This is a genomic window from Cyanobacterium sp. (genome assembly GCF_054166785.1).
On sequence record NZ_JBSZCP010000013.1, the window covers coordinates 38,667 to 64,805 of the forward strand.

25 protein-coding genes and 1 tRNA gene are annotated in these 26,139 nt (G+C 38.8%); 14 read left to right on the top strand and 12 right to left on the bottom strand.

Translation table 11 applies throughout. From position 1 onward, the window contains the following. Positions 1 to 6: 6 nt before the first annotated feature. Together ACXITR_RS01610 and lipB are read right to left on the bottom strand one after the other, a co-directional pair. Positions 7 to 432, bottom strand: coding sequence for a hypothetical protein (locus ACXITR_RS01610; RefSeq protein WP_457995486.1), 426 nt, complete (start codon positions 430 to 432; stop codon positions 7 to 9). A gap of 71 nt (positions 433 to 503) precedes the next feature. Continuing rightward, positions 504 to 1,157 carry a lipoyl(octanoyl) transferase LipB gene (gene lipB / locus ACXITR_RS01615; protein WP_457995487.1) on the bottom strand — a complete coding sequence of 218 codons (654 nt, stop codon included), beginning with the start codon at positions 1,155 to 1,157 and terminating at the stop codon, positions 504 to 506. Between the two features lie 573 nt (positions 1,158 to 1,730). Here lipB and ACXITR_RS01620 point away from each other — a divergent pair. After that, entirely contained in the window at positions 1,731 to 4,145 is a 2,415-nt protein-coding gene (locus ACXITR_RS01620) for a phosphoketolase family protein (RefSeq protein ID WP_457995488.1), read from the top strand. A gap of 82 nt (positions 4,146 to 4,227) precedes the next feature. Here ACXITR_RS01620 and ACXITR_RS01625 read toward each other — a convergent pair whose 3' ends face one another. Continuing rightward, positions 4,228 to 6,771: a DUF3536 domain-containing protein gene (locus tag ACXITR_RS01625; RefSeq protein WP_457995489.1), complete on the bottom strand. Its 2,544-nt coding sequence runs from the start codon at positions 6,769 to 6,771 to the stop codon at positions 4,228 to 4,230. A 106-nt stretch (positions 6,772 to 6,877) separates the two neighbouring features. Continuing rightward, entirely contained in the window at positions 6,878 to 8,050 is a 1,173-nt protein-coding gene (gene cruG / locus ACXITR_RS01630; RefSeq protein ID WP_457995490.1) for a 2'-O-glycosyltransferase CruG, read from the bottom strand. Between the two features lie 137 nt (positions 8,051 to 8,187). Here cruG and ACXITR_RS01635 point away from each other — a divergent pair. From ACXITR_RS01635 to accB, 3 genes are all read left to right on the top strand, one after another. Further along, positions 8,188 to 8,258 (top strand) — tRNA-Gly (locus ACXITR_RS01635). Positions 8,259 to 8,489: 231 nt separating this feature from the next. Then, positions 8,490 to 9,050, top strand: coding sequence for an elongation factor P (efp, locus tag ACXITR_RS01640; RefSeq protein WP_457995491.1), 561 nt, complete (start codon positions 8,490 to 8,492; stop codon positions 9,048 to 9,050). 56 nt (positions 9,051 to 9,106) lie between these two features. Continuing rightward, complete coding sequence (gene accB / locus ACXITR_RS01645) at positions 9,107 to 9,604, top strand: acetyl-CoA carboxylase biotin carboxyl carrier protein (protein WP_457995492.1); 498 nt, start codon at positions 9,107 to 9,109, stop codon at positions 9,602 to 9,604. Between the two features lie 91 nt (positions 9,605 to 9,695). On the opposite strand, the gene ACXITR_RS01650 is transcribed toward accB, so the two are convergent. Further along, complete coding sequence (locus tag ACXITR_RS01650) at positions 9,696 to 9,896, bottom strand: hypothetical protein (protein ID WP_457995493.1); 201 nt, start codon at positions 9,894 to 9,896, stop codon at positions 9,696 to 9,698. A gap of 90 nt (positions 9,897 to 9,986) precedes the next feature. On the opposite strand from ACXITR_RS01650, the gene ACXITR_RS01655 reads away from it, so the two are divergent. From ACXITR_RS01655 to ACXITR_RS01665, 3 genes are all read left to right on the top strand, one after another. Then, complete coding sequence (locus tag ACXITR_RS01655; RefSeq protein WP_457995494.1) at positions 9,987 to 10,724, top strand: HAD family hydrolase; 738 nt, start codon at positions 9,987 to 9,989, stop codon at positions 10,722 to 10,724. A 34-nt stretch (positions 10,725 to 10,758) separates the two neighbouring features. Further along, positions 10,759 to 12,201, top strand: a complete 1,443-nt coding sequence (dacB, locus tag ACXITR_RS01660; RefSeq protein ID WP_457995495.1) for a D-alanyl-D-alanine carboxypeptidase/D-alanyl-D-alanine endopeptidase — start codon at positions 10,759 to 10,761, stop codon at positions 12,199 to 12,201. Between the two features lie 324 nt (positions 12,202 to 12,525). Then, entirely contained in the window at positions 12,526 to 13,539 is a 1,014-nt protein-coding gene (locus ACXITR_RS01665; protein ID WP_457995496.1) for a thiamine phosphate synthase, read from the top strand. 104 nt (positions 13,540 to 13,643) lie between these two features. Here ACXITR_RS01665 and ACXITR_RS01670 read toward each other — a convergent pair whose 3' ends face one another. Further along, on the bottom strand, positions 13,644 to 14,177 hold the full coding sequence (locus ACXITR_RS01670; protein WP_457995497.1) for a deoxycytidylate deaminase: 534 nt from the start codon (positions 14,175 to 14,177) through the stop codon (positions 13,644 to 13,646). 63 nt (positions 14,178 to 14,240) lie between these two features. Further along, a complete protein-coding gene (locus tag ACXITR_RS01675) occupies positions 14,241 to 14,543 on the bottom strand; it encodes a 30S ribosomal protein PSRP-3 (protein ID WP_457995533.1) in 303 nt (100 codons plus the stop codon). A gap of 140 nt (positions 14,544 to 14,683) precedes the next feature. Between ACXITR_RS01675 and ACXITR_RS01680 the strand changes: the two genes are divergently transcribed. Continuing rightward, positions 14,684 to 15,454, top strand: a complete 771-nt coding sequence (locus ACXITR_RS01680; RefSeq protein WP_457995498.1) for a TIGR01548 family HAD-type hydrolase — start codon at positions 14,684 to 14,686, stop codon at positions 15,452 to 15,454. A 146-nt stretch (positions 15,455 to 15,600) separates the two neighbouring features. Here ACXITR_RS01680 and remA read toward each other — a convergent pair whose 3' ends face one another. From remA to minC, 3 genes are all read right to left on the bottom strand, one after another. Then, the gene (remA, locus tag ACXITR_RS01685; RefSeq protein WP_457995499.1) at positions 15,601 to 15,861 is read right to left on the bottom strand and encodes an extracellular matrix/biofilm regulator RemA; all 261 of its coding nucleotides are present in this window, start codon (positions 15,859 to 15,861) and stop codon (positions 15,601 to 15,603) included. A 182-nt stretch (positions 15,862 to 16,043) separates the two neighbouring features. Continuing rightward, positions 16,044 to 16,472: a VOC family protein gene (locus tag ACXITR_RS01690; protein ID WP_457995500.1), complete on the bottom strand. Its 429-nt coding sequence runs from the start codon at positions 16,470 to 16,472 to the stop codon at positions 16,044 to 16,046. Between the two features lie 42 nt (positions 16,473 to 16,514). Further along, positions 16,515 to 17,459, bottom strand: coding sequence for a septum site-determining protein MinC (minC, locus tag ACXITR_RS01695; protein ID WP_457995501.1), 945 nt, complete (start codon positions 17,457 to 17,459; stop codon positions 16,515 to 16,517). 131 nt (positions 17,460 to 17,590) lie between these two features. Here minC and ACXITR_RS01700 point away from each other — a divergent pair, with 131 nt between their 5' ends. The 5 genes from ACXITR_RS01700 (at position 17,591) to ACXITR_RS01720 (ending at position 23,327) form a co-directional block, all read left to right on the top strand. Then, positions 17,591 to 19,090, top strand: coding sequence for a serine/threonine protein kinase (locus ACXITR_RS01700; protein WP_457995502.1), 1,500 nt, complete (start codon positions 17,591 to 17,593; stop codon positions 19,088 to 19,090). Positions 19,091 to 19,260: 170 nt separating this feature from the next. Beyond that, positions 19,261 to 20,145, top strand: coding sequence for a geranylgeranyl diphosphate synthase CrtE (crtE, locus tag ACXITR_RS01705; protein WP_457995503.1), 885 nt, complete (start codon positions 19,261 to 19,263; stop codon positions 20,143 to 20,145). A gap of 13 nt (positions 20,146 to 20,158) precedes the next feature. After that, positions 20,159 to 20,611 carry a divergent PAP2 family protein gene (locus tag ACXITR_RS01710; RefSeq protein WP_457995504.1) on the top strand — a complete coding sequence of 151 codons (453 nt, stop codon included), beginning with the start codon at positions 20,159 to 20,161 and terminating at the stop codon, positions 20,609 to 20,611. Positions 20,612 to 20,723: 112 nt separating this feature from the next. Beyond that, positions 20,724 to 21,857 carry an esterase-like activity of phytase family protein gene (locus ACXITR_RS01715; RefSeq protein WP_457995505.1) on the top strand — a complete coding sequence of 378 codons (1,134 nt, stop codon included), beginning with the start codon at positions 20,724 to 20,726 and terminating at the stop codon, positions 21,855 to 21,857. Positions 21,858 to 22,088: 231 nt separating this feature from the next. Continuing rightward, positions 22,089 to 23,327, top strand: coding sequence for a competence/damage-inducible protein A (locus ACXITR_RS01720; RefSeq protein WP_457995506.1), 1,239 nt, complete (start codon positions 22,089 to 22,091; stop codon positions 23,325 to 23,327). Positions 23,328 to 23,449: 122 nt separating this feature from the next. Here the strand turns inward: ACXITR_RS01720 and ACXITR_RS01725 are convergent, their stop codons facing one another. Next, positions 23,450 to 24,208 (bottom strand): ABC transporter ATP-binding protein, encoded by a 759-nt coding sequence (locus ACXITR_RS01725; protein ID WP_457995507.1) that lies wholly within the window; start codon positions 24,206 to 24,208, stop codon positions 23,450 to 23,452. 33 nt (positions 24,209 to 24,241) lie between these two features. Then, positions 24,242 to 25,069 (bottom strand): ABC transporter permease, encoded by an 828-nt coding sequence (locus ACXITR_RS01730; RefSeq protein WP_457995508.1) that lies wholly within the window; start codon positions 25,067 to 25,069, stop codon positions 24,242 to 24,244. Between the two features lie 162 nt (positions 25,070 to 25,231). On the opposite strand from ACXITR_RS01730, the gene prmC reads away from it, so the two are divergent. After that, positions 25,232 to 26,128, top strand: a complete 897-nt coding sequence (gene prmC / locus ACXITR_RS01735) for a peptide chain release factor N(5)-glutamine methyltransferase (RefSeq protein WP_457995509.1) — start codon at positions 25,232 to 25,234, stop codon at positions 26,126 to 26,128. Positions 26,129 to 26,139 lie beyond the last annotated feature (11 nt).

Sequence of the window (26,139 nt, forward strand, 5' to 3'; positions counted from 1 at the left end):
ACAACTCTAAAAAGATTGAGAGGTGCGGTTGAGACGACTATAAATATTTTTTAGCCTTTTGTTATTCTGAATTGGCTCTCGGGGAGAGGGGAGTGAGTCATTGGGCCAATTATCTAAATCATCGCACACGCAACTAGATTTTTGTATCCCAACTTCAATGATAGGTACAGGCATGGCACAACGGGCGCAGTCACTGATATTCCATTTAGAAGATAGTAACTGTTGAATGGTTTGGGCGGTACCCTGTACATAACAATCTCCTGTGGCAGGATCTGAAATTAGCTCCCAACATCTCTCAAATTCGAGGCTGTAGCGATCGCCCATAAGAACTCTTTTTGGTAAAATGGCTTTATTCTGACGGGCAATTATTACTGGTTTTTGTAACTGAAACCAATACGCCAAATATTTTTGAACTGCTTCAGGGGATGCCATAAATGCTTACGTTTTGTGAGTGTTTTGTCTAGCTAGATCATAACCCTTGATTGTCAAAACCCCTGAAATCTTTAGCTATTCTCAAGATTTGAGCCATAACCAAAGACTTTTTTAAACCTTATTACCAGTTGTTTTTTTACATCTTCTATCTGTATATCAGGCTCAAAATTAGCCAACCTCGTCACTGATTTATCCCGAATACCACAGGGAATAATTTGTTCAAACCCTGACAAATCACAGGTTACATTAATGGCTAAACCGTGCATGGTAATCCATCTTTTAACCTTAATACCGATCGCACTTATTTTTTCATCATTCACCCAAACCCCCGTTAAACCATCGATTCTTTCACCCTTAACCCCATAAACAGCCAACAAATTTATTACCACCTCCTCCAACTGCCTGAGATACCAGTGTAAATCCTGCTGATGACGGCGTAAATTCAAAATCGGATAAGCTACAATCTGCCCTAGGCAATGATATGTTACCTCTCCGCCCCTTTCCGTGCGAAATAGCTGACCAGAAAAATGATTTAGGTCAAATTTGAGGTTGTCCACCGTTGACCCTGTACCGAGGGTATAAACAGCGGGATGCTCCACTAATAATAAAACATCGTCTAAATTAGGATTTTCTAACCGTTGTTGCACCAATTTTTTTTGATAATCCCATACTTTTTCATAGGGGGTGATACTTAAATCTTCTATTAATAATCTTTTTTTTATCATGGTTAAATAGAAAATAAAAATCAATCAAATACTTTGAAATATACTATTTATTGTAATATTTTTTGTCTTGAAAAGATAGTTATAGTAGCGATTCATCGGAGATGAATAAAATTTTCTAGGTAGATAAAATTTCTAGGTAGCTAATGATCAATTAAGCCTAAACAAAAGTTAATTATTAGTTATCATAATTTTTCCGTTCAATAGATTGGTGAAATTATTTATAATCTTTAATGTTATTCAAATTTTATTAACAATCGGCTTAAACCCTTTGCATTAAAATACTTCATGAGAACTACTTCCTTAACTATAACTTAACCTTTCATAAGGTAATGGTGGAAAAACAGGGCATAATACAGTACAAATCCTAAAAAACCGTCAAATAGTATCTAGACTTCATTAAAAATATTACCTTTATTTTTAGTAGCAAATTATACCCTTATAACTGTAATTTAAAAAACATATTTTCAAAAAAAAGTAGATAAGGTTAAGCAATAATTAAAAAATATCAAAAAGGTTGAACATCAAAAATTCTGGTGCTAGACTGAGTACAAATACTGAACGTATGGTGCAATTATGGTACAAACTCCCACACAACAAAATAAAGAGTCATTAGTATTAGACTCAGAAGAATTAAGAAAAATAGATGCCTACTGGCGCGCCTGTAACTATCTTGCGGTAGGAATGATCTATTTACGCTCCAATCCGCTACTAAAAGAACATCTAAAACCAGAAGATATTAAATATAGATTACTAGGACATTGGGGTTCTAGCCCGGGGTTGAGTTTTGTATATGTTCATCTCAATCGCCTAATTAATAAATATGACCTTAATATGATTTATTTGGCAGGGCCCGGTCATGGAGCGCCGGGGATTCTTGCCCCCGTATATTTAGAAGGTACTTATTCCGAAGTTTATCCAGATAAAAGCATGGATGAGGAAGGAATGCGCAAGTTTTTTAAACAGTTTTCTTTCCCCGGTCATATCGGTAGCCATGTTACCCCTGAAACCCCCGGTTCTATTCATGAGGGGGGAGAGTTAGGTTATAGTTTATCCCATGGTTATGGCTCTATATTAGATAATCCTGATCTTATTTCCGTGGTGATGGTGGGGGATGGAGAGTCGGAAACAGGGCCTTTGGCGACTTCTTGGCACTCCAACAAGTTTATTAATCCTATCCGTGATGGGGCGGTGTTACCGATTTTGCACCTTAATGGTTATAAGATTGCTAACCCTACTATTTTATCTCGTATTTCCCATGAGGAGTTAAATGCTTTATTTGTGGGTTATGGTTATGAGCCTTATTTTGTGGAAGGGGATGACCCTGAGATTATGCACCAAAAGATGGCCGAAACCCTTGAGATTTGTGTAAATAAAATTAGGGAAATTCAAGCAGAAGCCCGTAGCACTGGTATTCCGAAACGTCCTCGGTGGCCGATGATTGTTTTTCGCTCTCCGAAGGGGTGGACTGGCCCGAAAAATGTGGATGGTCATAAGGTGGAGAATTTTTGGCGATCGCACCAAGTTCCCATGGGTAATATGCACAGTAACACGGAACATCTACGCCTGTTAGAGGAATGGATGAAAAGTTATAAGCCAGAGGAATTATTCGACGAAAATGGTACTTTAATTCCCGAATTGCAGGAATTGTCTCCGAAGGGAGCTAGGCGTATGAGTGCGAACCCCATTACTAACGGTGGTTTACTCAGAAAAGACCTTGATTTACCTAATTTTGCCGATGCTGAATACGCCATACAAATTACCTCCCCAGGTAAAATTCGCTTTGAAAATACTAAGGCCATGGGCATATTTTTACGGGATGTGATGGCTCGTAATATGACCACTTTCCGAGTATTTGGGCCCGATGAAACCGCTTCTAACCGCCTTAATCCCATTTATGAGGTTTCTAAAAAAGTATGGATGGCGGACTATTTACCCGAAGATGAAGATGGGGGCGAACTTTCCCCCGATGGTAGGGTAATGGAAATGTTGAGTGAGCATACCCTAGAAGGATGGCTCGAAACCTATCTACTCACGGGCAGACATGGACTATTTCACACCTACGAAGCCTTTGCCCATGTCATTGATTCTATGTTTAACCAACACGCAAAATGGTTAGATATATCTAAAAATCATGTGCCTTGGCGATCGCCCGTATCTTCCCTCAATATCCTATTATCATCCACCGTATGGAGACAAGATCACAACGGATTTTCCCACCAAGATCCCGGCTTTGTGGATTTAGTAACCAATAAAAGTGCCGATGTTACGAGGGTATATTTCCCCCCCGATGCCAACTGTTTATTGAGTGTCATTGACCATTGTTTGCGTAGCAAAGACTATGTAAACGTCATCGTTGCCGATAAACAAAGCCATCTCCAATACTTAACCGTAGAAGATGCCATTAAACACTGTACCAAGGGTATTGGTATTTGGGATTGGGCAAGTAATGACCACGAAAAAGGCAAAGCCAACGAGCCAGACGTAATTATGGCATCCTGCGGTGATGTACCTACCATGGAAGCCCTTGCTGCCACAGCGATTTTACGGGAAGAATGTCCCGATTTAAAGGTAAGGTTTATTAATGTGGTGGACATTTTCAAATTACAGGATGAAACTGAACATCCCCACGGTTTATCCCACCGAGATTTTATTACCCTTTTCACCGAAGATAAGCCCATTATCTTCAATTTCCACGGTTATCCTTGGTTAATTCACAAACTAGCCTACCGTCACCCTAATCCTGAGCGTCTCCATGTGAGGGGTTATAAAGAAGAAGGAAATATTAATACTCCTTTAGAGTTAGCTATTAAGAACCAAATTGATCGTTTTAATTTAGTAATTGATGTTATTGATCGTGTTCCTAAACTAGGCTCTAGGGCAGGATACCTCAAAGAATTGATGAAAAATGAAATTATCGATAATCTTAACTATGCCCATACCCATGGTATTGATAAGGATGAAATAAACAATTGGCAATGGCCTTTTTAAAAATTAGTACCAAGTAAGGCAGGGGGTTTAAAAACCCCTTGTTATTAAATGACTTCCCCACAGGGTCTAAAATTGGTAAAACCTAAGCGCCACAATGGACTGATAAATATTCCCCTAGCTTAAAGAGCGATCGCAACTTAGAACTATTGGGCATCAGGGTTTCTTGTTCGATAATACTTTCAATGGATTTTTGATGAACAAAAAAGTATAACTGCTCCTGTGCCTTGTGTAAACAAAGATTAATCTTTAGGAGTGTACCCACATCAATAATACTCTTAATACTATCAATATCTTGCTCAATGGTTTGGATCGATGCCCCATCTAAAATTTGGGTCAAAAAATCTACCATTAGTTTCTCCAAAGTTTCCTTAGCTTCGGGTACTTCTAACTTACAGTTTAAATGATCCGCCTCCAGGGCGATCGCCTCTAACTCCATCAAATAACCCTCCACATTACAAGACTTAGGGCATTTAGTAGCCAACTCCTGAATTACCTGACTACAACGGTAAGAAATCGCCACCTGCGCCGCCACTTGCAACTCTTGAGGTACGGGCATATCATCCCTGTAGTAAGCAAGAAGAATACTATAATTATCTCGATATACCTGAGTATAAAGCTGATCAAGATGTTTTTTCGTCGTCTCCATCAACTTATCACGGATAATCAGTTTCTCCTCCCCAAAAATCTGTTGTAAATCAAAAGACTGATTCCCAAACAACTCACTCATCAACAAAATTACCTCCACCACACTAATATCCTTAAGGGCAGTGAATAACTGAGATTTTATCTGACTGTAAGTCAAGCGACTGGAAAAAGGTTGAATACAACAATGAAAATCCCAACCCCCCAGATGAATTACCCCAAACACATAATGGGCGCTTTCTAGGGTAATCTGAGAAGTTAATTTGACCTGTCCTACCGCCAAAGTTAATGAACCAACCTGCTGTTTTTGATAGTCCAATTGATGAGCATCATAACAATAGATTGTCTCATCCGTGGAATAATTAGTATATAAAGAACTAATGGCATAGTGAGCCGCCACCTGCTTGAGGTTTATCTGATTGGGAATTACCGATTCTAAATATATTTGCCCCCCATTGCCAAAACTTTCCACATTACTAGGCGCTTTTTGCAGAAGTCTGATAAATTCTTTTTCTAATTGAACCCCTGAAATTTCCCCAGCCAATTCAATGGCCCTTGAAGCATAGCGTAATATTTGTGTACCTTCGGGGCGAGAAATTTCCTCAAAAAACCATCCGCAACTGGTAAACATTAACAATGAGTTACGTTGCATCTCCAACAACCGTAAAGCGTCAATTTGTTCAGAGGGGGTTAATGATTGAGGGCTATGTTTTGTTAAAAACTTTTCTACATTTTCAGGACTACGATCTAAAATAACTTCTACATATTCATCCCTCGCCTTCCAAATGTCCACAAAATAGTTAGGGGCAACCTCTTGATATACCTTAGTTAATTCATCCCTTAACCAGTTGAGGCTATCACGCAACGGACGGCGCCATTTTTGGTGAAAACCACCGCCCCCTCCACAACCACAATCATCCTGCCATCTATCTACCCCATGGGAGCAACTCCAAGCGGTAACGGGTTTAAGTTCTACTTCCCAAGTGGGTTCTACCAAACTAAGATAGTGGGCGTAATTGGTTACGCTCCAACCTTGTTGGGGAAATTCTTTTGTAAAGGCATAGGCAAGACATCTTTCTGTATCTCTTTTGTGGTGTCCAAAGGTTTCTCCATCGGTGGCCACGGAGATTATCTGAGATGGTCTTTCATCCCCCCGAATGGCTAATTTGAGACGGGAATAAAAGTTGTGGCTACTGGATAAAACATCCCCAAAGCCCATATCTCCTGAAATAGGTCCATCGTAGAAAAATATATCAATGTGACCATGACCTTTAACATAGCATCGGTAGGGGCGAGTGGGATCAATTTGTCCTCCTCCTACTTCTAGCCATTCTCCTTTTGTGCCGTCGTTATTCATGGGGCGACATTTTTTGGCTTGGGTGGGGGCAAGGATCAGAAATTTTATCCCTTCATCGATGAGGACTCCTAGGGTGGGATAGTCCACGGCGGTTTCCGCTAACCACATTCCTTCGGGATTACGCCCAAAACGCTGATAAAAGTCGGTAATGCCCCAGCGTACTTGGGTATATTTATCCCGTTCGTTGGCGAGGGGCAAAATAATATGGTTATATACCTGTGCGATCGCATTTCCATGACCATTGAGCCTTTCACAACTGGCTTTATCTGCTTCTATAATTTTTTCATAGACTTCTTGATCATATTTTTGTAACCATGACATGAGGGTGGCGCCAATATTAAAACTTAGATACTCAAAGTTATTGACAATACCGACAATTTTTCCTTGATCGTTATATATACGGGCAAAAACGTTGTTACGATAGCATTCATGGAAAATTCTTTCGTTCCAATCGTGGAAGGGTTGGGCGCTAGGTTGACGCTCGATGGCGTTTAGGTAAGGGTTTTCTCTGGGCGGTTGATAAAAATGCCCATGGACGGTTACATAGATTCCCGTGGCGGTGGGTCGGGTATTTTCTTGTTTCTCTACGCTTAAATTGCTGGGTTTGGTGGCGGTAACTGTACTCATGGGGCGTTATCTGATACTGTGTCTTTTTTGTCGCTTCCTTTAGCCTAGCACCTATTTTATAATATACAAATTAAGTGCGATCGGTTGTTAATATTTGCTCTATGAATTACTTATATGCTCTACCTCGCCATGTTTTGGGTTTTGTGAGGGCGGAAAGAAAAATACGGGCTACGGCGAAAATATCTGCGGTGGGTGATAGCCAGAATAATAGTTTACCCATTGATTTCCCTTTATCGTAGCTAGGGGCGATCGCACCTAAAAGAGCAAAGCGAATTAGTAATAAAAATAAATTGAGAATAAATAACAATTTGAAAGTTAGATAATCATAATTATCATAGTTCAGAATTCCAAAAATAGTCAAAGGTAATGGTAAACCCTGTACCAACGCCAAAAAACCACACTCCACCCACAACTGAGCCTTAGAAGCCGCATCCTTCAAATCCAAAGAGCGTCCCCATTCCTGCCATGTTTCCTTTAACCCCTCATACATTCTCACCTTAATTAACGTAGCACCATCGGCAAAACCCACCTTATAACCCTTCATCGCTGCACCACGGGCAAGGGTGACATCATCACAAAAAGAAGTAGAAGCCATGGAATAACCATCTAAATCTTCCAACACCTTACGTTTAATTAAAAAACATTGACCATTAGCCATTACCGTTTCAGGAGTCATGGCATTTACCCCCGAAGACTCAAAGCGATATAGCAAAGTCATTAATAAAGCTGGTTGTAACCACCATTCACCCCCTGACTTGAGAATGAATTGGGGAGATAAGGACAACACATCATAATCATGGGTTTCCGCAAAACTAATTAAACTAGGGATTAATCCGGGTTGAGGTTGAGTATCAGCATCAATGCCCAATATCCATTTACTATGGGAGGAACTAGCTAAAAACCCATTGTGCAAAGCCCAAGGGCGCCCTACCCAGTCCGAAGGCAAGGGGGGGTCAGTTAATAATTTCACCCGGGGATCTTTTTGTGCCACATCTTTTACTTTTTCCCTTGTGCCATCTTTGGAGTCGCTGTCAACTATTAGTATCTCTCTTACTTCATAGGTTTGACGGGTAATGCCTAACAACATTCCATCCATGCGATTTACTTCATTTAAAGTCGGTACTACCACGGAAACTTGGGCTAACTGTGTCGGATTTGCTGATTGGGGTTTGAGGGGGGGAAATCTTTTTGCTCCTCGCAGTAGTCTGGCTAAAAGAATGAAGCTACAAACTCCTTGAAATAATAATAAAGTAAAAAAACTAACAGTAACTATATCCATATGTCTTAATAAAATGTAATATGATTTTACATCTATGGGGATTATTTTTGAAGTGCAAAGGGCTTTGTCGAATAAATAAAAAATATCCTTGCATAATAAAAAAAGTTTGGTTATAATAGTTAACCAGCAAAGCACCTGCGGGTGTAGTTTAGTGGTAAAACCTTAGCCTTCCAAGCTAATGATGGGGGTTCGATTCCCCCCACCCGCTTTGTAGACTTGTCTAAAACTATATCTACCATCTATTACCCCTGTGGTTACTGCTGGGGTATTCTGGTCTGCTTTTTCTAATTATTCTCTGCGATGAAAATTTAATTATCAACTATCAATTATCCATTATCAATTGTTCTCTAGCGTTGTCAATTGTTCCATTTTGAGAGAATATAGTTTAGGCGTTTTTTATCGCCATTGTCAAGATATTGATTAGTATTTAATAAACTGTATGATTTCTAGTAATGATTTTCGCACGGGTGTCAGCATAGAGTTAGATGGCAGTGTTTGGAAAGTTGTTGAATTTCTCCATGTAAAACCCGGTAAAGGTGCTGCTTTTGTGCGTACTAAGCTCAAAAATGCCAGAACAGGTAATACCATGGAAAAAACTTTTAGGGCAGGGGAAACCGTACCCCAAGCAAATCTTGAAAAGCGTACCATGCAACATACCTATAAGGATGGGGATGAATATGTTTTTATGGATATGGAAACTTTTGAGGAAGCGAGGTTATCGGAAGAGCAAATGGGCGATCGCTTTAAGTACCTAAAAGAAGAAATGGAGGTTAATATTCTTTATTGGAATTCCACCGTTTTAGATGTAGAGTTGCCCACTTCCGTAGTGTTGGAAATTACGGAAACAGATCCGGGGGTAAAAGGAGATACCGCCACAGGAGGAACGAAACCAGCTATTGTAGAAACGGGAGCCCAAGTGATGGTGCCTTTATTTATCTCCATCGGTGAGAAGATTAAAATTGATACCCGTACCGATACTTATTTAGGCAGAGAAAACTAAGCTAAGATTAACCTTGACTTTGTTAACATAAACCCTTTAGATCATAAAATTTAACAGTGCCAATAGATTTTAAGCAACTACAAGAATTTATAGAGGCGATCGCCACTACAGACATTACCGAATTAACTATCAAAGAAGGAGACTTCGAGTTAACAGTTAATAAAAGTAAACCTGAAGTGGTCATGCCCAACTATACCATTACCCAAGCTCCTGTATCTGTACCCCCGACGGTAGAAAGTACACCCCCAGAGGCGATCGCATCCTCTAACACCAGTATCGAAAAACCAGCGGAAGACCAAAGCAAAAAACGAGATAACTGGAAAGAAATCACCTCCCCCATGGTAGGTACATTTTACCGAGCATCAGCCCCCGGAGAACCCGCCTTCGTAGAAACAGGAGATAAAATCAGTGTGGGCAGTGTTGTATGTATCATTGAAGCCATGAAACTGATGAACGAAATCGAGTCTGAAGTCACAGGGCAGGTAATGGAAATTGCCGTAGAAAATGGCGAACCCGTAGAGTATGGACAAACCCTCCTTTGGGTTGCCCCTTAGCCCCGTATCCAAGAAACTCAATGCCATGGTCAACCCCCTAAATGAAAAAAACCCTATTTCCTGACACTTAGAAAATAGGGAAAATATCTCATTAAATATCATCAGGAATAACCCATTTAGGAGGCTCAGTCAACTTTTTCAACCGGGCGGCCTCCGCCATCTCCAACATTTTATCCAAAGAAGTATCATTCAAAAACTTTTTTGTTTCCTCAGCATATTGCTTATTAGGACAATCATCCCCCAAAATACAACCGTTGACACACTCAACCTTACAATTTACATCTCTAGTCATAATCAATAATCGTCTTATCTGTGTTATTCCTCGCCTAAAATTATCTCATATCTAGTCACCGTTACCAGCCCTCAAAAAACAAACAACCCCATGAAAACAATCACCTGTAAAGGGAAAAAATTTGAAAATATAGAAGCCATTATCTTCGACAAAGACGGCACCCTCGCCGACTCCGAGAGCTTTCTTCGGGAATTAGCACTCAAACGTGCCAGACTCATCGATGCTCAAATCCCCGGTACCAGTGAACCCCTACTCATGGCCTACGGTGTAGAAAGAGATTACCTTAACCCCACAGGATTAATGGCCGTAGGTAGTCACCATGAAAATTTGATTGTTTCCGCAGGATATATCGCCGAGACGGGCAGAAGTTGGTTTGAGTCATTGGCGATCGCCCGAAAAGGATTTGAAGAAGCCGATAAAGCCTTACCCAACCGAGGAAACACCTCCCCCCTATTTGCGGGCAGTTTAGAAGTGTTAAAAACCCTATCCGAAGCAGGACTACCCCTAGGCATCCTTTCCGCCGACAGTACCCAAGGAGTAGCCGAATTTGTAGAAAACCATCAACTAACCCCCTACATTAACCTTATCATGGGCGTAGATGGCGGATTATCAAAACCAGATCCCCGCCTATTCCTTCAAGCCTGTGAAAAAATGCAAGTCGCCCCAGAAAAAACCCTCATGATAGGAGACTCCCAAGGAGACATTGCCATGGCAAAAAACGCAGGGGCAAAGGGCGTAATCGGTATTTGTTGGCACAACCCCCAAGCCCACCACCTTGACACCGCCGATGTTGTCATTTCCGACTTAGCCATGGTATGCCTTGATTAACCATTACAATGATTTTGTTGCCCTAAAAAAAATCATGTTAAAAACCAGCTTAAAAGTTACTTTTGCCCTCCTCTTTGCCCTCAATCCCCTTTCGGGATACCAAGTAAAAGCGCAAGAAAAACCTCAAATCTGTGAACAGGACTTAGGCAGAGAAATAAATGCCATTTTAGATAATCCTACCCATCAAAGGGCGACTTGGGGCATCCTCGTTAAACAACTCAACTCAGGAAATACCCTGTATGAGCGCAACAGCGAACAATACTTCATCCCAGCTTCCAACGCCAAAGTCTTAACCACCGCATCCGCCCTTCTCAAATTTGGTGCAAACCATCAAATCTCCACCCCCATTTATTACACAGGGGAAATGCCCAACATAGATAGTTTAATCATCCTAGGCAATGGAGATCCCACCATTACTACCGATAAATTAGAAAGTATAGCCCAACAATTAAAAGAAAAAGGAATTACCAGCATCAATCAACTGATTATCAAAGACGATTTGCCCTTTAGCGAGATTATCAATGGCACATGGGAAAACTCTGACCTACCCTATTATTACGCTCCCCCCGTCAGTAACATTATTCTCAATGAAAACACCGTTACCATCAGCCTTTTTGGACAAAGAGTAAATCAACCCGCCACCATTCAATGGTCAGATAATCTTGGGGGAAGACAATGGCGAATTACTAATAACGTGATTACCACCAGCAATCCTGACGATAATAATATTAGGTTAATTCCTAACTGGCGTGAGTCAACCATCGAAATTACGGGAGAATTAGGAGTTAATAGGGAATCTAGGCAATGGTGGTTATCAATTCCTAACCCTCATCAATACTTTTTAGATGGTTTACAAACCGCCCTCATCAATGAGAATATTTCAGTTTCATCCACCAGAATTGTTACCGATAATAGTTTTAATAATTTATCTCCAGAAAATCAGTTAATGGAAATAAAATCAGAACTTTTATCCGACATAGTTAATACTACAAATAAAGATAGTAATAATCTTTTTGCTGAAATTTTGCTAAGAAAATTAAGAGAGGATAACAGTAGTCAATTTGAACAACAAAAGCAACTATTAAGCACCATTAATGTTGACCCCCAAACCCATAATCTTCGGGATGGCTCAGGACTTTCTCGCCAAAATTTAATTACCCCCTCAGCGGTAACGGCTACTTTACAGGGCATGGCTAATACAGAGTATAATAATCTTTTTCGTCAATCTTTACCCATTGCAGGGGTAGATGGAACCCTTAGAAATCGTTTTCAAGATAGTACAGCCCAAGGAAATTTTCTAGCAAAAACAGGAACGTTAACGGGGGTAACGGCTTTATCGGGTTATTTAGAAATGGAAAATTATCCTGATTTAGTAGTAAGTGTTATGGTTAATAAATCTACTGAAAATGCTATAGTCTTGAGAGAAACTACGGATCACATTGTCAATACTGTTACTCGTTTAAAGGTATGTGAATAAAAATTTTCTAGTTAGGGCAGGGAATAGGGAACAGTTTTCGATGGTTTATGGTTATAAATTGATAATATATAGCAATTATCATGGTTACGGGGTACAAAATGATCCCCCTAAATCCCCGTTAATAAGGGGGACTTGAGAATAATAAATATATCTCATAATTATGAAAAACGCTATAAACATTTTTAACTACTCCTTAATCTTGAAATGATCAAGATCCTGTCTTTTTTTTTCGGTAAACGCTTAAGCCCATTGCCAATAAACAATGAATAAAAGTACAGTTTATAAATCGGATTTATTATTGCAAACTTATTTTAACTAACTAATATGATTAATCAAAAAACCGCTATTTATCGAATTTTAGATGCTAATTTAGACAGGGCAAGGGAAGGCTTAAGAATCATTGAGGAATGGTGTCGTTTTGGTTTAAATGATGTTGATACCGCCTCAGTATGTAAGGAAATGCGTCAAGACTTGGCTAGTTGGCATAGTGACGATTTACGTACCTCTAGGGATACTCCCAATGACCCCGGGACGCAGTTAAGCCACCCTCAAGAGGAGGAGAGAGAAAGTTTAGAGGCTTTGTTACAGGCGAATTTTTGTCGTGTTCAGGAGGCTTTGAGGGTATTGGAGGAATATGCCAAGTTATATAATGGGGAGTTTGCTTCGGGGATGAAGCAATTACGCTATCAGGTTTATAGTTTGGAGAGTAAGTTGATTGGCAAGTCTCGACAACAGTTATTAAATAAGGTTAGTTTGTATCTGGTGACGATGCCTGTGGATAATTTTTTTGGGGTGGTGGAATCGGCTTTGAAGGGTGGTTTGAAAATTGTTCAATATCGCCATAAGGATCAAGATGATTTAATTAAACTTAAGGAAGCGTATAAGTTAAGGCAATTGTGCCATCAGTATGGAGCTTTATTTATTGTAAACGATCGCCCCGACATTGCTTTGGCGGTGAATGCAGATGGGGTACATCTGGGGCAAACGGATATGCCTGTGGGTTTAGCCAGACAAATATTAGGACAAAATAAAATCATTGGGAAATCTACCACTAATCCCCAAGAAATGGCGAAGGCTTTGGGGGAAGGAGTTGACTACATTGGAGTAGGCCCGGTTTATGAAACCCCTACCAAGGCAGGAAAGAAGGCTTCTGGATTGGAATATGTCCGTTATGCCAAGGCTAATGCTACGGTACCTTGGTTTGCCATTGGGGGCATCGATGAAACTAATATTACGGATGTGACAAAGGCTGGTGCTAGTCGTACGGCGGTAGTGAGGGCTATTATGGAGGCAGAAAATCCTATGACCGTTACTCAGAGTCTTTTGTCCCTATTGTAAATAGGGTAATGGTAAAGGGAGATTATTTTTTGCTGCCAAAACAGATGCTGATGGGGGAGAATTTTAGTCTTTACGGAATATTTTTCTCCTCATTTCTCGATACTCTATTTTTTTAAAGAAACGGTATCATTCAGAAATTGAATCGCTTTGATAGCTACTCCCTCACTAATGGACATTTGGTGAAGTCTGATTAGTCCATCTTGTATATAATAATCCCTTACCGTTAGCCGATCGCCCTTATTAAAATTGGTTTCGTAAAATACTTCCTTAATACCCGCTGAAATAATTAATTTTAAACAGGAAATACAAGGCTCAAGGGTTACATAGATGGTTGCCCCTTCGGTGGAAATACCATGACGGGCTGCCCGTGCGATCGCATTTGCCTCGGCATGAACCGCCCGAGAGGGTAAATCCTTACTAGCATCACAACTGCTCAAACCCTCATAACAAAAGCCCTGTGCCGTACAATGTACCGAACCAGAAGGAGGGCCATTATAACCAGTGGCTAATACTTGACGATTTTTGACGATGACAGCGCCCACGGGAAAAGCAAGACAAGTAGAGCGAGTAGCCGCTAACTTTGCCATCAACATAAAATATTCATCCCATGAAGGGCGATTTTCTTCTTTATCAATCATTTATAAAAAATAAAACTTTTTGAAGGGATAATTATGTAAATTTTACCCCCTCCAATAAAAAAATTAGTTGGTACCCGAAAAAACAACTCCGGGGAACTTTTGTTGAGCCTGTACCATAGAGGTAACTTTACCTTTTTCTTGCCAGAAATTAATAATTTCGGTAGCTTGGTTTAGTAATTCAATTTTTTCGGTGTCAGTAATCCAATTTTTCTTGTCTAACTCATCTTTTAAATCTTGCCAAGCATCGCTACGAGGCCAGAAGTAATAAGGGGTTAGGGGGCTTGTCCCTTTACTGATAACATAATCTACGGCTAGGGCAACATCTTTATCTAACCAAACTACTTTTAATACAAAGCGACCGTCAATGTTAGTTTCTAAGGTTTCTACTGTAGCTTCCAATTAAACCTCCAAATAATAATTTTATATATAGTAATAATTTTGGACAATACTATATTATAGCTTAAATTGAATAGTGACAAAGTCTAGTTTTGGGGTAATTATTTTTTATGACGGCAATTGTAATATTTGATATTGATGGTGTAATTCGTGATGTAACTAATTCCTATCGTCGTGCGTTGGCTGATACGGTGGAGCATTTTACGGGGGGAAATTATCGCCCTGATATGGCGGACATTGACAGTTTGAAAGGGGAAGGGGTGTGGAATAATGATTGGGAAGGTTCTCAGGAGTTGATTTATCGTTATTATGAGGGGGTGGGTAAGTCTCGCTCGGATGTGGCTTATTCCTATGAAGAAATTGTCTATTTTTTCCAGTGTCGTTACCGTGGAAAAGATCCTGAAAATGCAAATACATGGGATGGTTACATTACCCAAGAGCCTTTGTTGGTGGATGCTAATTTTTTTAAAAATTTAACGGATAAGGGTTATTATTGGGGATTTTTTAGTGGGGCAACAAAAGGTTCGGCACAGTACATTTTAAGCCGCCGTTTGGGGTTAGAAAATCCTGTATTGGTAGCCATGGAGGATGCCCCCGGAAAGCCTGATCCTACGGGGTTGTTTATGGCGGTAGAATCTATTAAACAGAAAAATAATATTCAAGAGTCTTTACCCATTATCTATTTGGGGGATACGGTGGCGGATATGATGACGATTTCTCGGGCTAAATCTATTAAACCTGATGATGATTTAAGGGCGATCGCAATTTTACCTCCCCATGTTTATCAACAAGAAAATTTAATCCCTGATTATACTCAAAAAATGCTGAATGCAGGAGCCCAAGAGGTTTTAAGCAGAGTTACAGATTTTATCCAAAACTAAGGCTATGGGGAATTGAGGGAGTGAATTAATTCCCCCTCATGCAAAAAAAATCGCCCAACGAAAAGGCGACATTTACAGTAAGTTTCCCCCTTATTAAGCAGGGTTAGGGGGTATCATATTTCATGAATCATTTGAGTTGAGTATATTTATTTGCTTTCTCCTTCCTTCGGTGAGGCAAATCTTTGGGCCACGGTTTCAGGTTGAATAGAAGATAGTATGATATGGTTAGAGTCTGTAACGATAACAGCCCTTGTCCTTCTGCCGTAGGTAGCATCAATAAGTTGACCTTTATCTTTCGCCTCGTTGATAATCCTTTTTATGGGTGCAGACTCTGGGGAAACAATGGCAATAATTCTATTACCAGAAACAATATTCCCAAAACCTATATTTACTAATTTAATATCCATCAATGTTATGATTTGTTATAGATAATGACTAGAGTAATCATATCTTTATTTTTTAAGATTAACAATGATTTTTTATCATGGTAAATTAATGGTTTTTGTCAGAGAATGCTAACTATTGAAAATGTAAAATAAAATGGGTTTTATGTATGGAGAAATATTGCTTGATAAACCCCTATAGTCAATTAACGATCGCCTATAGCCATTACATTAGTAGCCCCAAAAATAGCCTCATAGTGACGATAAAACTTAAATTCTAAGATATTATAGGCTGGATCTTGTAAAAAAAAGGTTTTATGTTCGGTTAATTCCCCAGAGAAACGAGTGCGGGGGGGTTGATAAAAATTAACCCGTTTATTTTCACAATTAGAAACCAAATCATCCCAATCAGATTCTTTAGTAAAAACAATCCCAAAATGACGAGGATAAATACCACGGGGAAGAGAAACATTTTCTTTGCTAGTGTGGGTAACTAACTGATGTCCATAAAAATCAAAAATCATAGCATGGTCATTATTTCTTCCTAACTTCGCCCCTAAAATATCCCCATAAAATTTTTTAGTATCTTCCCCATTAACCATCGGAATTGCTAAATGAAAAATAATATTATCCATGACAACAAAATAACTAAATATTCCCTTTGTTTTTAATATAAATCAATTTTCAATGGATAGGTTTTCCGTGCGCTCAAATTTCAACTCTCCATAACTACTATTTACCCAATGTTGTTTTTGTGAACTAAAAACATTTAACTTGCGGAAAGTATCAGCATCCCTAATTCTAATGCCTCCCTCTCCAATGTAAGCCACCTCTGCCATACTATCGGGGGTATTATCTGGCGCCCTTGCCACCAAGTCAGCAATTCTTAATTGGGTAGGATTCATTCTCAAAGCCATGATTAAAGACTCTCTATTTCCCCCTGCCCCTGCATGGGCAATCCCCTTTAAAGCACCCCACACAAAAACATCCCCCCCCGCAATAATCGTCGCCCCCGGGTTAACATCACCGAGAATAATAATGGTGCTATGGTGAGATATTTGTACCCCCGATCGCAAATTAGTTTTAATATAAAGAGGTTCTGCTAAATTTTGTGCTGGATTTTCCTTGGGTTTAGCAAAAAGAGAAATAGAAGGATTTTGCTTCACCGAATAACCAGCGCTGGCAGCAGCTACGGCGGTTTGACGACGTTGGGCAACCACTAAATCCAGTTTTAGTTGATTTTGTTCAAGAATTTCGTCTAACTCCCTAATTTGGCGGGTATCGAGTAGCTTATCACCGCTATCTAAATGGGCTTTTGTGTCAGGAAGCCATGACTTATCCATTTTTTGTAGTCGGGTTTTGAAATCCTCCACCATTCTTATCCATTGATTGTTGTCGTTACTTTTGTGGGGGGGTAAAAAAATATGAACAAAATTCCCTTCTTGTTTGAGTTTAATTTGCTCTTGACTGCTCAAAGGCTGGGTTTCAGGCACTTCTTGGGGGGGAGATAATTCCGTGGGATTATCAGTTTCTGGGGAAGTAGATAATTCGGTGGGATTATGATTTTCGGTGGGGGTAAGACTATTTTCTTCGGGGGGAATATTGTCGGATGGATTAATCATTGGTTAAACAAGGGTATTGTTTTTTATCTTCAAGGGCAAAAAAAACTGACGTTTTAAACTCTATAATATATACTAAGGTGCTTTGGGTTTATTGCCATGGCAACTCAAAATGGTAGAGGTATAGTATCACAATGTTTAAGCCTATCTCAGATTTAGTCAAGTCTTTAAACAAAGACTCCCAAGAGTTACTAGCAAATCGATACAAAATTGGTAACTTGTTGGGTAAGGGGGCTATGGGACAAGTATATAAGGCTTTTGATACCAATAATAATGATATGGTAGTGGCCATCAAGTTTCTTTCTCAGGCTCTATTAGATGGAAAAATGCGCGATCGCTTCCAAAAAGAAGCTAAAATAAGTGCATTACTAGGGGAACAAAGTGATCATATCGTTAGGGTAAAAGATTATGGGGTGGATGATAGTCAAGTTCCATTTTATGTGATGGAATATTTAGAAGGGTATGATTTAGATCAATTAGTCAAAAAACAAGCTCTTTCTTTACCCAAATTTTTATCCTTTACCCATCAAATCTGCTTAGGGTTAGAGTGCGCCCATAACGGTATCTTAGTTAACAATGAATTAGCGCCAATTATTCACCGAGATATTAAACCCAGTAATATATTTTTAGCAAAAGATGAAAAACTAGGTCATTTTGTTAAAATCCTTGATTTTGGCATTGCTCAAATCCATAATCCCGATGAATCTCTGACCCAAAAATCCTTCATGGGGACTCCAGAATATTGTTCCCCTGAGCAAATGGCAGAGGATGAATTGAAGGCTACCTCTGATATTTACAGTTTAGGGGTATTGATGTATCAGATGTTAACCCAACAAATTCCCATTAAGGCAGAAGCTCATAATTTTCAATCATGGTATAAAGCCCACAATCAATTTCCCCCAAAAAAACTACCCAGTTATTTGGAGTTACCGAAAGAATTAGACGACTTGATTATGGGTTGTTTACAAAAATCTCCCGCCCGTCGCCCCCAAAATATTAGAGAAATTTTGAAGATAATTATCCCCTTAGAAAGGGAATATAATAGTGATAGAGGAGTAAATAAAAAAAGCCCACCAGCATCTTCCCCCCTTCCCCTCAGCAGGGTTTATCGTCAAAGTATTTGGCCCCAGGATAAACCTCGCAAAAAAATTGTTTTTCCACATTTGACAGAAGCCCAAGAGGGAACTTTTTCTAGTTTATGGACAATGCTTGATGCAAATGAGGTGTCACATTTTGAAGCAAAATCAACTTTCTGTTTTACTCATTTTATGTTTCAGCCTACTCCCCATCCGATGATTTTATGGGTTAATTTACTTTACAATCGTAGTTATGAACCGAAATGGTTGCCTTGTTATCTAGATTTAAAAACAGACATTGGGGTTCAAATTAGCACTAATTTAATCAGTCAAAAAAAATATTATATCTTACTTTTTGAATTGGGTAATCCTTCTGGTTATAAGCATAAACTGATGGTTAATGTGGGTGAACAGAAGTTAAAACAGTTGCAAGATTTTGTGGCTCAGGCTTCTTCTTGGCATGGGGAAAAACAACCAGAGGGTAGTAAAATTATTTTAAGAAAGCAATTTGAATCGGTTAAAAGAACTATTTTAGCAGCGGTGGCTAGGGCAAAGTAATTGATAATTGATAGTTGATAATTAATAATAAGGTTTTTATACCCAATTTTTTTATTGCCTAATGGTCGGTGATCATTGATAATAATATTTGGTATATCTGTTAAGGGATTATCGATCTCTTTTTTTCAAAAGATTTAGAAACAAAGGCAAGTAAAGGAAAGTTAAATTCTGTGTTTGATTTACAAAGCTATTTAAAAGAGAAGCAAAAATTGGTAGAAAAGTCTTTGGATGAGTCTTTACCTATGGGTAAGCCTGAGAAGATTTATGAATCGATGCGTTATTCTTTGTTGGCAGGGGGCAAGAGATTGCGCCCTATTTTGTGTTTAGCGACTTGTGAATTGATGGGAGGCACCGATGAGATGGCGATTCCTTCTGCTTGTGCTTTGGAAATGATTCATACTATGTCTTTGATTCATGATGATTTACCTGCTATGGATAATGATGATTATCGTCGGGGTAAGTTGACTAATCATAAGGTTTATGGGGAAGATATTGCGATTTTGGCGGGGGACGGGTTATTAACCTATGCTTTTGAGTATGTGGCAAGGGAAACTAAAGGGGTGCCTGCACAGAATGTGTTGGAGGTTATTAAAATTTTGACTCGGGCGGTGGGCGCTGAGGGTTTAGTGGGCGGACAGGTGATGGATTTAGAGTGTGAAGGTAAAACGGATGTGACGGCCCAGATGTTGAGTTTTATCCACATTCATAAAACGGGGGCTTTATTGGAAGCCTGTGTAACTTCGGGGGCTGTGTTGGCTGGGGCAAAACAGGAGGATTTGGATAGGCTTTCTCTATATGCTAAAAATATCGGTTTAGCGTTTCAAATTATTGATGATATTTTGGATGTGACGGCTACGAGTGAGGAGTTGGGTAAGACGGCGGGAAAGGATATTTCTGCGGATAAGGCTACTTATCCTAAGTTGTGGGGGCTTGAGGAGTCGAAGGTTAAGGCTGATGAGTTGGTGGAAAGTGCGATCGCACAGTTAGCCATATATGGAGAAAAAGCTGAACCTTTAAAAGCCCTAGCCGAATTTATTGTTAGTCGAAAAAATTAAAGGGGTGTAAACAATGCAGATATTAAATGAAATTCTGGACAATAAATTAATTGTAATTCCTATTTTAGCCTGTCTCCTCTCCCAAATCATAAAAGTTACCGTAGATACCATTCACCACCGCAAATTTAGCTTTCGTTACATCGTTAGTACGGGGGGTATGCCTAGCGCCCACTCTGCCCTTGTAGGCTCTTTGGCTACGGGTGTAGGTCAAACTTTAGGGTGGTCTTCTCCTGAATTTGCGATCGCCTCTATTTTTGCAGGAATCGTCATGTACGATGCAGCGGGGGTACGTCAGGCGGCAGGAAAACAAGCAAGGGTATTAAATCAAATCATGGAAGGGATGATTAATAATGAAGATTTTAATGAAGAAAGACTTAAGGAATTATTAGGGCATACCCCTTTTCAGGTAGTAGTGGGTTTGATTCTCGGAATTTTGAGTTCTGCTATTTTTCTTCCCCTTATTTAGGGACTTAATTACACGAAATATCCCCTAGATTTTATTTTAAATCATTTAACTAAGTAGGATTATTATGTTAACTTTGAGTTAATGTCCCACCGCTAAAATCATGGCTTAAAATATGTTTAATAAGCTCTCAAAAATTATTGTTTTATTCCTTTTAATATGCAGTTTTTTATTAATTGATAATAAAGCAGTATTTGCCCAAGAAAGATTATTTTTAGACTTATCTTTAGATTATTTAGATAGTTATGAATTAACCCTTCAAGACTATCAAGATACTAGGGTAGGAGGACTTTCTGGAATTACTTATAACAAACAAAAAGATGAGTTTTATGCTGTTTCTGATGATCGTTCTCGTCTTGCTCCTGCTCGTTTTTATACCCTTAAAATAGATTTAGAAAATAATAAAATTAATGATGTTAACATCGAAGGAGTCACACTCTTAAAAAATAATCAGGGAACAGTATATGGCAAGGATACCATAGATCCAGAGGCGATCGCCCTTAGCCCCAGAAATAGCGTTTTCATCTCCAGCGAAGGTATTAGTCATTTAGGAGTAGCCCCCTTCATCAATGAATATGACTTAGATGGAAATTTACTCTCTGAAGTACCTATCCCCAAAAGATATATCTATGACGAGGAAGAAAGCACAGGTATCCAAGATAATTTGGGTTTTGAATCCTTGACCATCAAAGCCAATGGTACCATGGCTCAAGATCCTTTTAGATTGTTCACAGGGACTGAATTAGCCCTAACTCAAGATTTTGATGAAGATATTCCCGAAACTTTATTACGTAGCCGTTTGATGCACTATGTAGTTAATCCTTTTGGGCAACCTGTTTTAATTTCTGAAAATTTATACCCCGTAGAAAAGCCTGATTTTGGAACCATGTTTAATGGTTTAAATGAATTATATGCCCTGCCAGAGGAAGGGTATTTATTATCTTTAGAAAGGACTCTCGGCTTGAGAGGTTTTGGGGCAAAAATCTTTCAGATAGTAATGGCAAATGCCACGGATATTTATGCAGAAAAAAGTTTAGCAGGAAATATTGATAATATAAATGTAATCAAGAAAAAATTAGTCTTAAATTTAAAAGATTTGAAGATCAATTTAGACAACTTAGAAGGACTAACTTTTGGTCCAAGACTTGCCGATGGTAGTCAAAGTTTAATTTTAGTAAGCGATAATAATTTTACCCCTGCAACCCAAAAAACTCAATTTATATTATTTAAATTAAATGGGGCTTCATAAATATAGTAATTTACTTTTTGTTGTGGTACAAAAAACTAGTTAAAAGGCAAATAACAAGAGGCAAAAGGTAATAAAAAATTGTAAAAAACCCTATCAATGAAATAATTTAAAGGAAAAAATAGGGAGCGTGTTAATAACTGTTAATTTCTTTATTTTAAGGGAAAACAACGGCATAAAGAGATAAAATAATCAAGATAAAATGAATTTAAATTTAATTATTAACTATTGATCATGGGTGCAGAAATTATTTGTATTGGTACAGAAATTTTATTAGGGGATATTCTTAACAGTAATGCTCAATATTTAGCCCAAGAATTAGCAAAACTTGGCATTCCTCACTATTATCAAACCGTAGTGGGAGACAACTTAAATAGGATTCATGGTGTTATTAAAACTGCCCTAGAAAGATCCTCAATTTTAATTTTTACAGGTGGTTTAGGTCCTACTCCCGATGATTTGACCACAGAGGCGATCGCATCTTATTTTAATACTAAAATGATTGAAGATGCAGAAATTATCAACGATATAAAGATTAAATTTGCCCGACGGGGTAGGGAAATGACGATAAACAATCGTAAACAAGCCCTTATCCCCCAAGGGGCGTTAGTTTTACCCAATAAAACAGGTACAGCCCCCGGCATGATGTGGGAAAAAGAAAATAAAATCATCTTAACTTTCCCCGGTGTACCCTCAGAAATGAAACAAATGTGGCAGGATACCGCCGTGCCTTTCTTAAAAACCAAAGGATGGGGGCAAGAAATTATTTATAGCGAGATGATGCGTTTTCGAGGCATTGGGGAATCTTCCCTCGCCCAAAAGGTAAACCACCTTTTTAATTTGAGTAACCCCACCGTTGCCCCCTATGCTTCCCACGGAGAAGTAAAATTACGGGTATCTACTAAAGCCAAAAGTGCAGAAGAAGCGAAAAAGATAATTCAACCCATCGCCGAAGAAATCAAAACCATTGCGGGGCAAGATTATTTTGGTAGTGATGACGATACCCTAGCTTCTGTGGTGGGAGATTTATTGAAAGGGAAGAAACAAACCCTTGCGGTGGCAGAGTCTTGTACAGGGGGCGGTTTGGGGGCTATGTTAACGGATATTGAGGGTAGTTCTAGCTATTTTGTGGGGGGAGTCATTGCCTACAGTAATGAGGTAAAAATAAAGCTCCTAGGGGTGTCTGAGGACGATTTAGAGACAGAAGGGGCAGTAAGTGCAACGGTGGCAAAACAAATGGCCATAGGAGTAATGAACAAGTTAGGCACTGATTGGGGCATCGGTATCACAGGTATTGCAGGGCCTGGGGGCGGCACGGAATCTAAGCCTGTGGGTTTGGTTTACATTGGTATCGCCTCGGCTAAGGGGGAGATTTATAGTTATCGTGACACCTATGGTAGTAATCGTGGTAGATATTTGGTGCGTTATCTATCGGCTTGTAATGCCCTTGATAAGTTGAGGAGAATGCTTTAATACTGAGTCAGATTTATAAACCGTACTTTTATACATTGTTTTTGGCAATGGGCTTAAGCCCATTGTTTGTTTTATTCGTGTACTTTTACAAAAAAATCAATAATAAATAAACTACTGAATAGTCACTGAGTTTGTTTGTAGTCGGTTATACCTACGGAGTCAAGATACATCTCAATGGCAGTTTTCGTGTCTCCATCGAAGGCAATGGTGCCGTTTTTTAGCCAGATGGTGCGATCGCACATATTTTTTACAGATTCCAAACTATGAGATACAAATAGGATAGTGCTACTCTGTTCCCATAATGACTCAATTCTTTGGGTAGATTTTTGAGAAAACCGAGCATCCCCCACAGATAATACCTCATCTAAAATTAATATATCAGGTTGTACATCCGTTGCGATCGCAAAACCTAACCGTGCCATCATCCCCGAAGACAAACCCTTCACAGGAATATGGGCATAATCCATTAACTCTGCAAAATCGAGAATTTCAGGGGTTCTAACCTTCATTTCTTGACGAGAATAGCCCAACAATACCCCATACAAAATAATGTTGTCCTGTACCGTCATATCAGGATAAAAACCAGCCCCTAACTCAATCAAAGGAGCAATATTACCCCTAACCCTTACCGTACCCTCTGTGGGTTCTAAAATACCACAAATAACCTTGAGTAGGGTTGACTTTCCCGCACCATTAGAGCCAATAATACCGATTTTTTGCCCCGATTGAATGGTTAAATTAACATCACTTAAAACTTTTTTCTTGCTTGGCTTCGTGTATTTACCCTGTAAAAAAGAAAAAATAGTCTTTTTCAAATCATAATTAAATTCCTCTTGGGTTCTTCTCCATAACCCCACATTATCCAGTCTAATAATTTCCATCTATGATTAAAAATAAAAACCTATAATTTTTTCCTAAAGTAAATCAATAAAAGCCGACTTACAGCGCTGAAAAAAGAACCAACCGAAAGCAAGAATTATTATACCACCCAAAAAACTTCTCACAAAAGATTCCACACTAGGGATGGTTGCTTGTAAGCTAATTTCTCTCAAATTTTCAATAATTGGTACTAAAGGATTGAGATGTAATACAGGCTGTATTCTATCAGGTACAATCTCCGCTGGATAAAAAACAGGGCTAGTAATCCAGACCACAAAAGTAGCAATTTCGTAAAAATAGCCCAAATCACGAAAAAATACATAGAGGGCAGACATTAATAAACCGACTCCCGTACACACCAGCACAAGGGCGAAAAAAGGTAATAATAATAAAGGAATAAAAAAAATATTATGGGAGTTAATCAAAGTTACAATGGCAAGGAGAGGAAAAGAACCTACCAAAAATTGAAACACATTAACCCCAATCATGGTTAAAGGAAATACGGGAAGGGGCAAACGAATCTTGTTAAGTAAACTTCCGTTAGAGACAATACTTCCTAGGGCTTGGCTAGTTGAGCCACTAAAAAAGTTAGTAATTAGTAACCCAGTAAAGGCCGCTAGGGTATAGTTAATAATGGAATCTCCATAGTAAGAAGCAAAAGTAGCTCCAAAAATAGCGGTATATAATCCTGTCATGGTTAAAGGATTTAATAAAGACCAATAAACCCCTAAGAAAGAGCCTCTGTAGCGGGTATGAAGATTTTGAGGTATTAATACGGCTAACAATTCTTGGTATCGTTGAGCAGTTGACCAAAAAGAGGTTTTTTGTAATACTAGCCAATGCTTTTTGAGGGCTATAACCATGAAACAAAAGGAAAAAAATAATTAAGGCTTAATGTTCGATAGTCATTCTATCTTAAAAGTTTACTGATTTGTTTTTTTTATTTAAAATAGGTGTCTTTTTTTATTAGTTTTTAATATTGAAATGATATTTTATATAGTTATTTGGCATACCTTATTATCAAAATGTTTACAATACAAATTTCAGGAATAGATTTATTTACATGGTATCAAAAATCTCAAATAATCGGTAAAAATCAGGGAATATCAAATTTGGAATTAGATTATTTATTAGCAGAATTTACAGAGTTAGATAACTTATCCATTAGATTAAAAAGCTATCAGCACAAAGATAAAATTGTAAGTAAAAAAACCTTATTAGAACTCAATCAAATTTGGAAATTAAGAACTGAAAAACAGCACCCTATTCAATATTTAATTGGTAAATGTTATTGGCGAGATTTAGAATTAAAAGTAACTCCTGATGTGCTAATTCCTCGTCCTGAAACAGAATTAATGATTGATATTGCCCAACAAATTAGCCAAAATTTCCCTAGCCTTAAAAATGGTCATTGGGCGGATTTGGGTACTGGTAGCGGTGCGATCGCCCTTAGTCTAGCCAAAACATTTTCCCAAGCCCATATCCACGCCATCGACAAAAGCCCTAACGCCCTAAAAATTGCCCAAGAAAATGCCCATAACCTAGACCTGAGCGAAAAAATAACATTTTACAACGGAAGCTGGTTTCAACCCCTTTCCCATCTCAAAAATAGCCTTTCTGGCATACTTTCCAACCCCCCCTACATCCCATCCCATATCGTTCCCACCCTACAACCAGAAGTAGCTAACCATGAACCTAAAACCGCCCTAGACGGAGGAAAAGACGGGCTAGACGACATTAAAATTATTATTTCCCAAGCCCCAGCATATTTACAAAAAGATGGAATTTTGATCATCGAAATTATGGCAGGGCAAGCGCCCCAAGTCTGTGAAATACTAGCATCAACCCATCAATATCACTCCATCAGAAGCCATAGCGACTTAGCCCAAATCCAAAGGTTTGTCATCGCTCAAAAGCATTAACAATCAACATT

Coding starts and splice junctions, on each gene's coding strand:
- ACXITR_RS01730 (WP_457995508.1), bottom strand. CDS start 25,069: ATGGTTATAGCCCTCAAAAAGCATTGGCTAGTATTACAAAAAACCTCT.
- ACXITR_RS01680 (WP_457995498.1), top strand. CDS start 14,684: ATGACGGCAATTGTAATATTTGATATTGATGGTGTAATTCGTGATGTA.
- ACXITR_RS01650 (WP_457995493.1), bottom strand. CDS start 9,896: ATGACTAGAGATGTAAATTGTAAGGTTGAGTGTGTCAACGGTTGTATT.
- remA (WP_457995499.1), bottom strand. CDS start 15,861: ATGGATATTAAATTAGTAAATATAGGTTTTGGGAATATTGTTTCTGGT.
- efp (WP_457995491.1), top strand. CDS start 8,490: ATGATTTCTAGTAATGATTTTCGCACGGGTGTCAGCATAGAGTTAGAT.
- ACXITR_RS01690 (WP_457995500.1), bottom strand. CDS start 16,472: ATGGATAATATTATTTTTCATTTAGCAATTCCGATGGTTAATGGGGAA.
- cruG (WP_457995490.1), bottom strand. CDS start 8,050: ATGGATATAGTTACTGTTAGTTTTTTTACTTTATTATTATTTCAAGGA.
- ACXITR_RS01720 (WP_457995506.1), top strand. CDS start 22,089: ATGGGTGCAGAAATTATTTGTATTGGTACAGAAATTTTATTAGGGGAT.
- ACXITR_RS01700 (WP_457995502.1), top strand. CDS start 17,591: ATGTTTAAGCCTATCTCAGATTTAGTCAAGTCTTTAAACAAAGACTCC.
- ACXITR_RS01715 (WP_457995505.1), top strand. CDS start 20,724: ATGTTTAATAAGCTCTCAAAAATTATTGTTTTATTCCTTTTAATATGC.
- ACXITR_RS01670 (WP_457995497.1), bottom strand. CDS start 14,177: ATGATTGATAAAGAAGAAAATCGCCCTTCATGGGATGAATATTTTATG.
- ACXITR_RS01665 (WP_457995496.1), top strand. CDS start 12,526: ATGATTAATCAAAAAACCGCTATTTATCGAATTTTAGATGCTAATTTA.
- dacB (WP_457995495.1), top strand. CDS start 10,759: ATGTTAAAAACCAGCTTAAAAGTTACTTTTGCCCTCCTCTTTGCCCTC.
- ACXITR_RS01655 (WP_457995494.1), top strand. CDS start 9,987: ATGAAAACAATCACCTGTAAAGGGAAAAAATTTGAAAATATAGAAGCC.
- ACXITR_RS01625 (WP_457995489.1), bottom strand. CDS start 6,771: ATGAGTACAGTTACCGCCACCAAACCCAGCAATTTAAGCGTAGAGAAA.
- minC (WP_457995501.1), bottom strand. CDS start 17,459: ATGATTAATCCATCCGACAATATTCCCCCCGAAGAAAATAGTCTTACC.
- ACXITR_RS01710 (WP_457995504.1), top strand. CDS start 20,159: ATGCAGATATTAAATGAAATTCTGGACAATAAATTAATTGTAATTCCT.
- prmC (WP_457995509.1), top strand. CDS start 25,232: ATGTTTACAATACAAATTTCAGGAATAGATTTATTTACATGGTATCAA.
- ACXITR_RS01620 (WP_457995488.1), top strand. CDS start 1,731: ATGGTACAAACTCCCACACAACAAAATAAAGAGTCATTAGTATTAGAC.
- ACXITR_RS01725 (WP_457995507.1), bottom strand. CDS start 24,208: ATGGAAATTATTAGACTGGATAATGTGGGGTTATGGAGAAGAACCCAA.
- ACXITR_RS01610 (WP_457995486.1), bottom strand. CDS start 432: ATGGCATCCCCTGAAGCAGTTCAAAAATATTTGGCGTATTGGTTTCAG.
- lipB (WP_457995487.1), bottom strand. CDS start 1,157: ATGATAAAAAAAAGATTATTAATAGAAGATTTAAGTATCACCCCCTAT.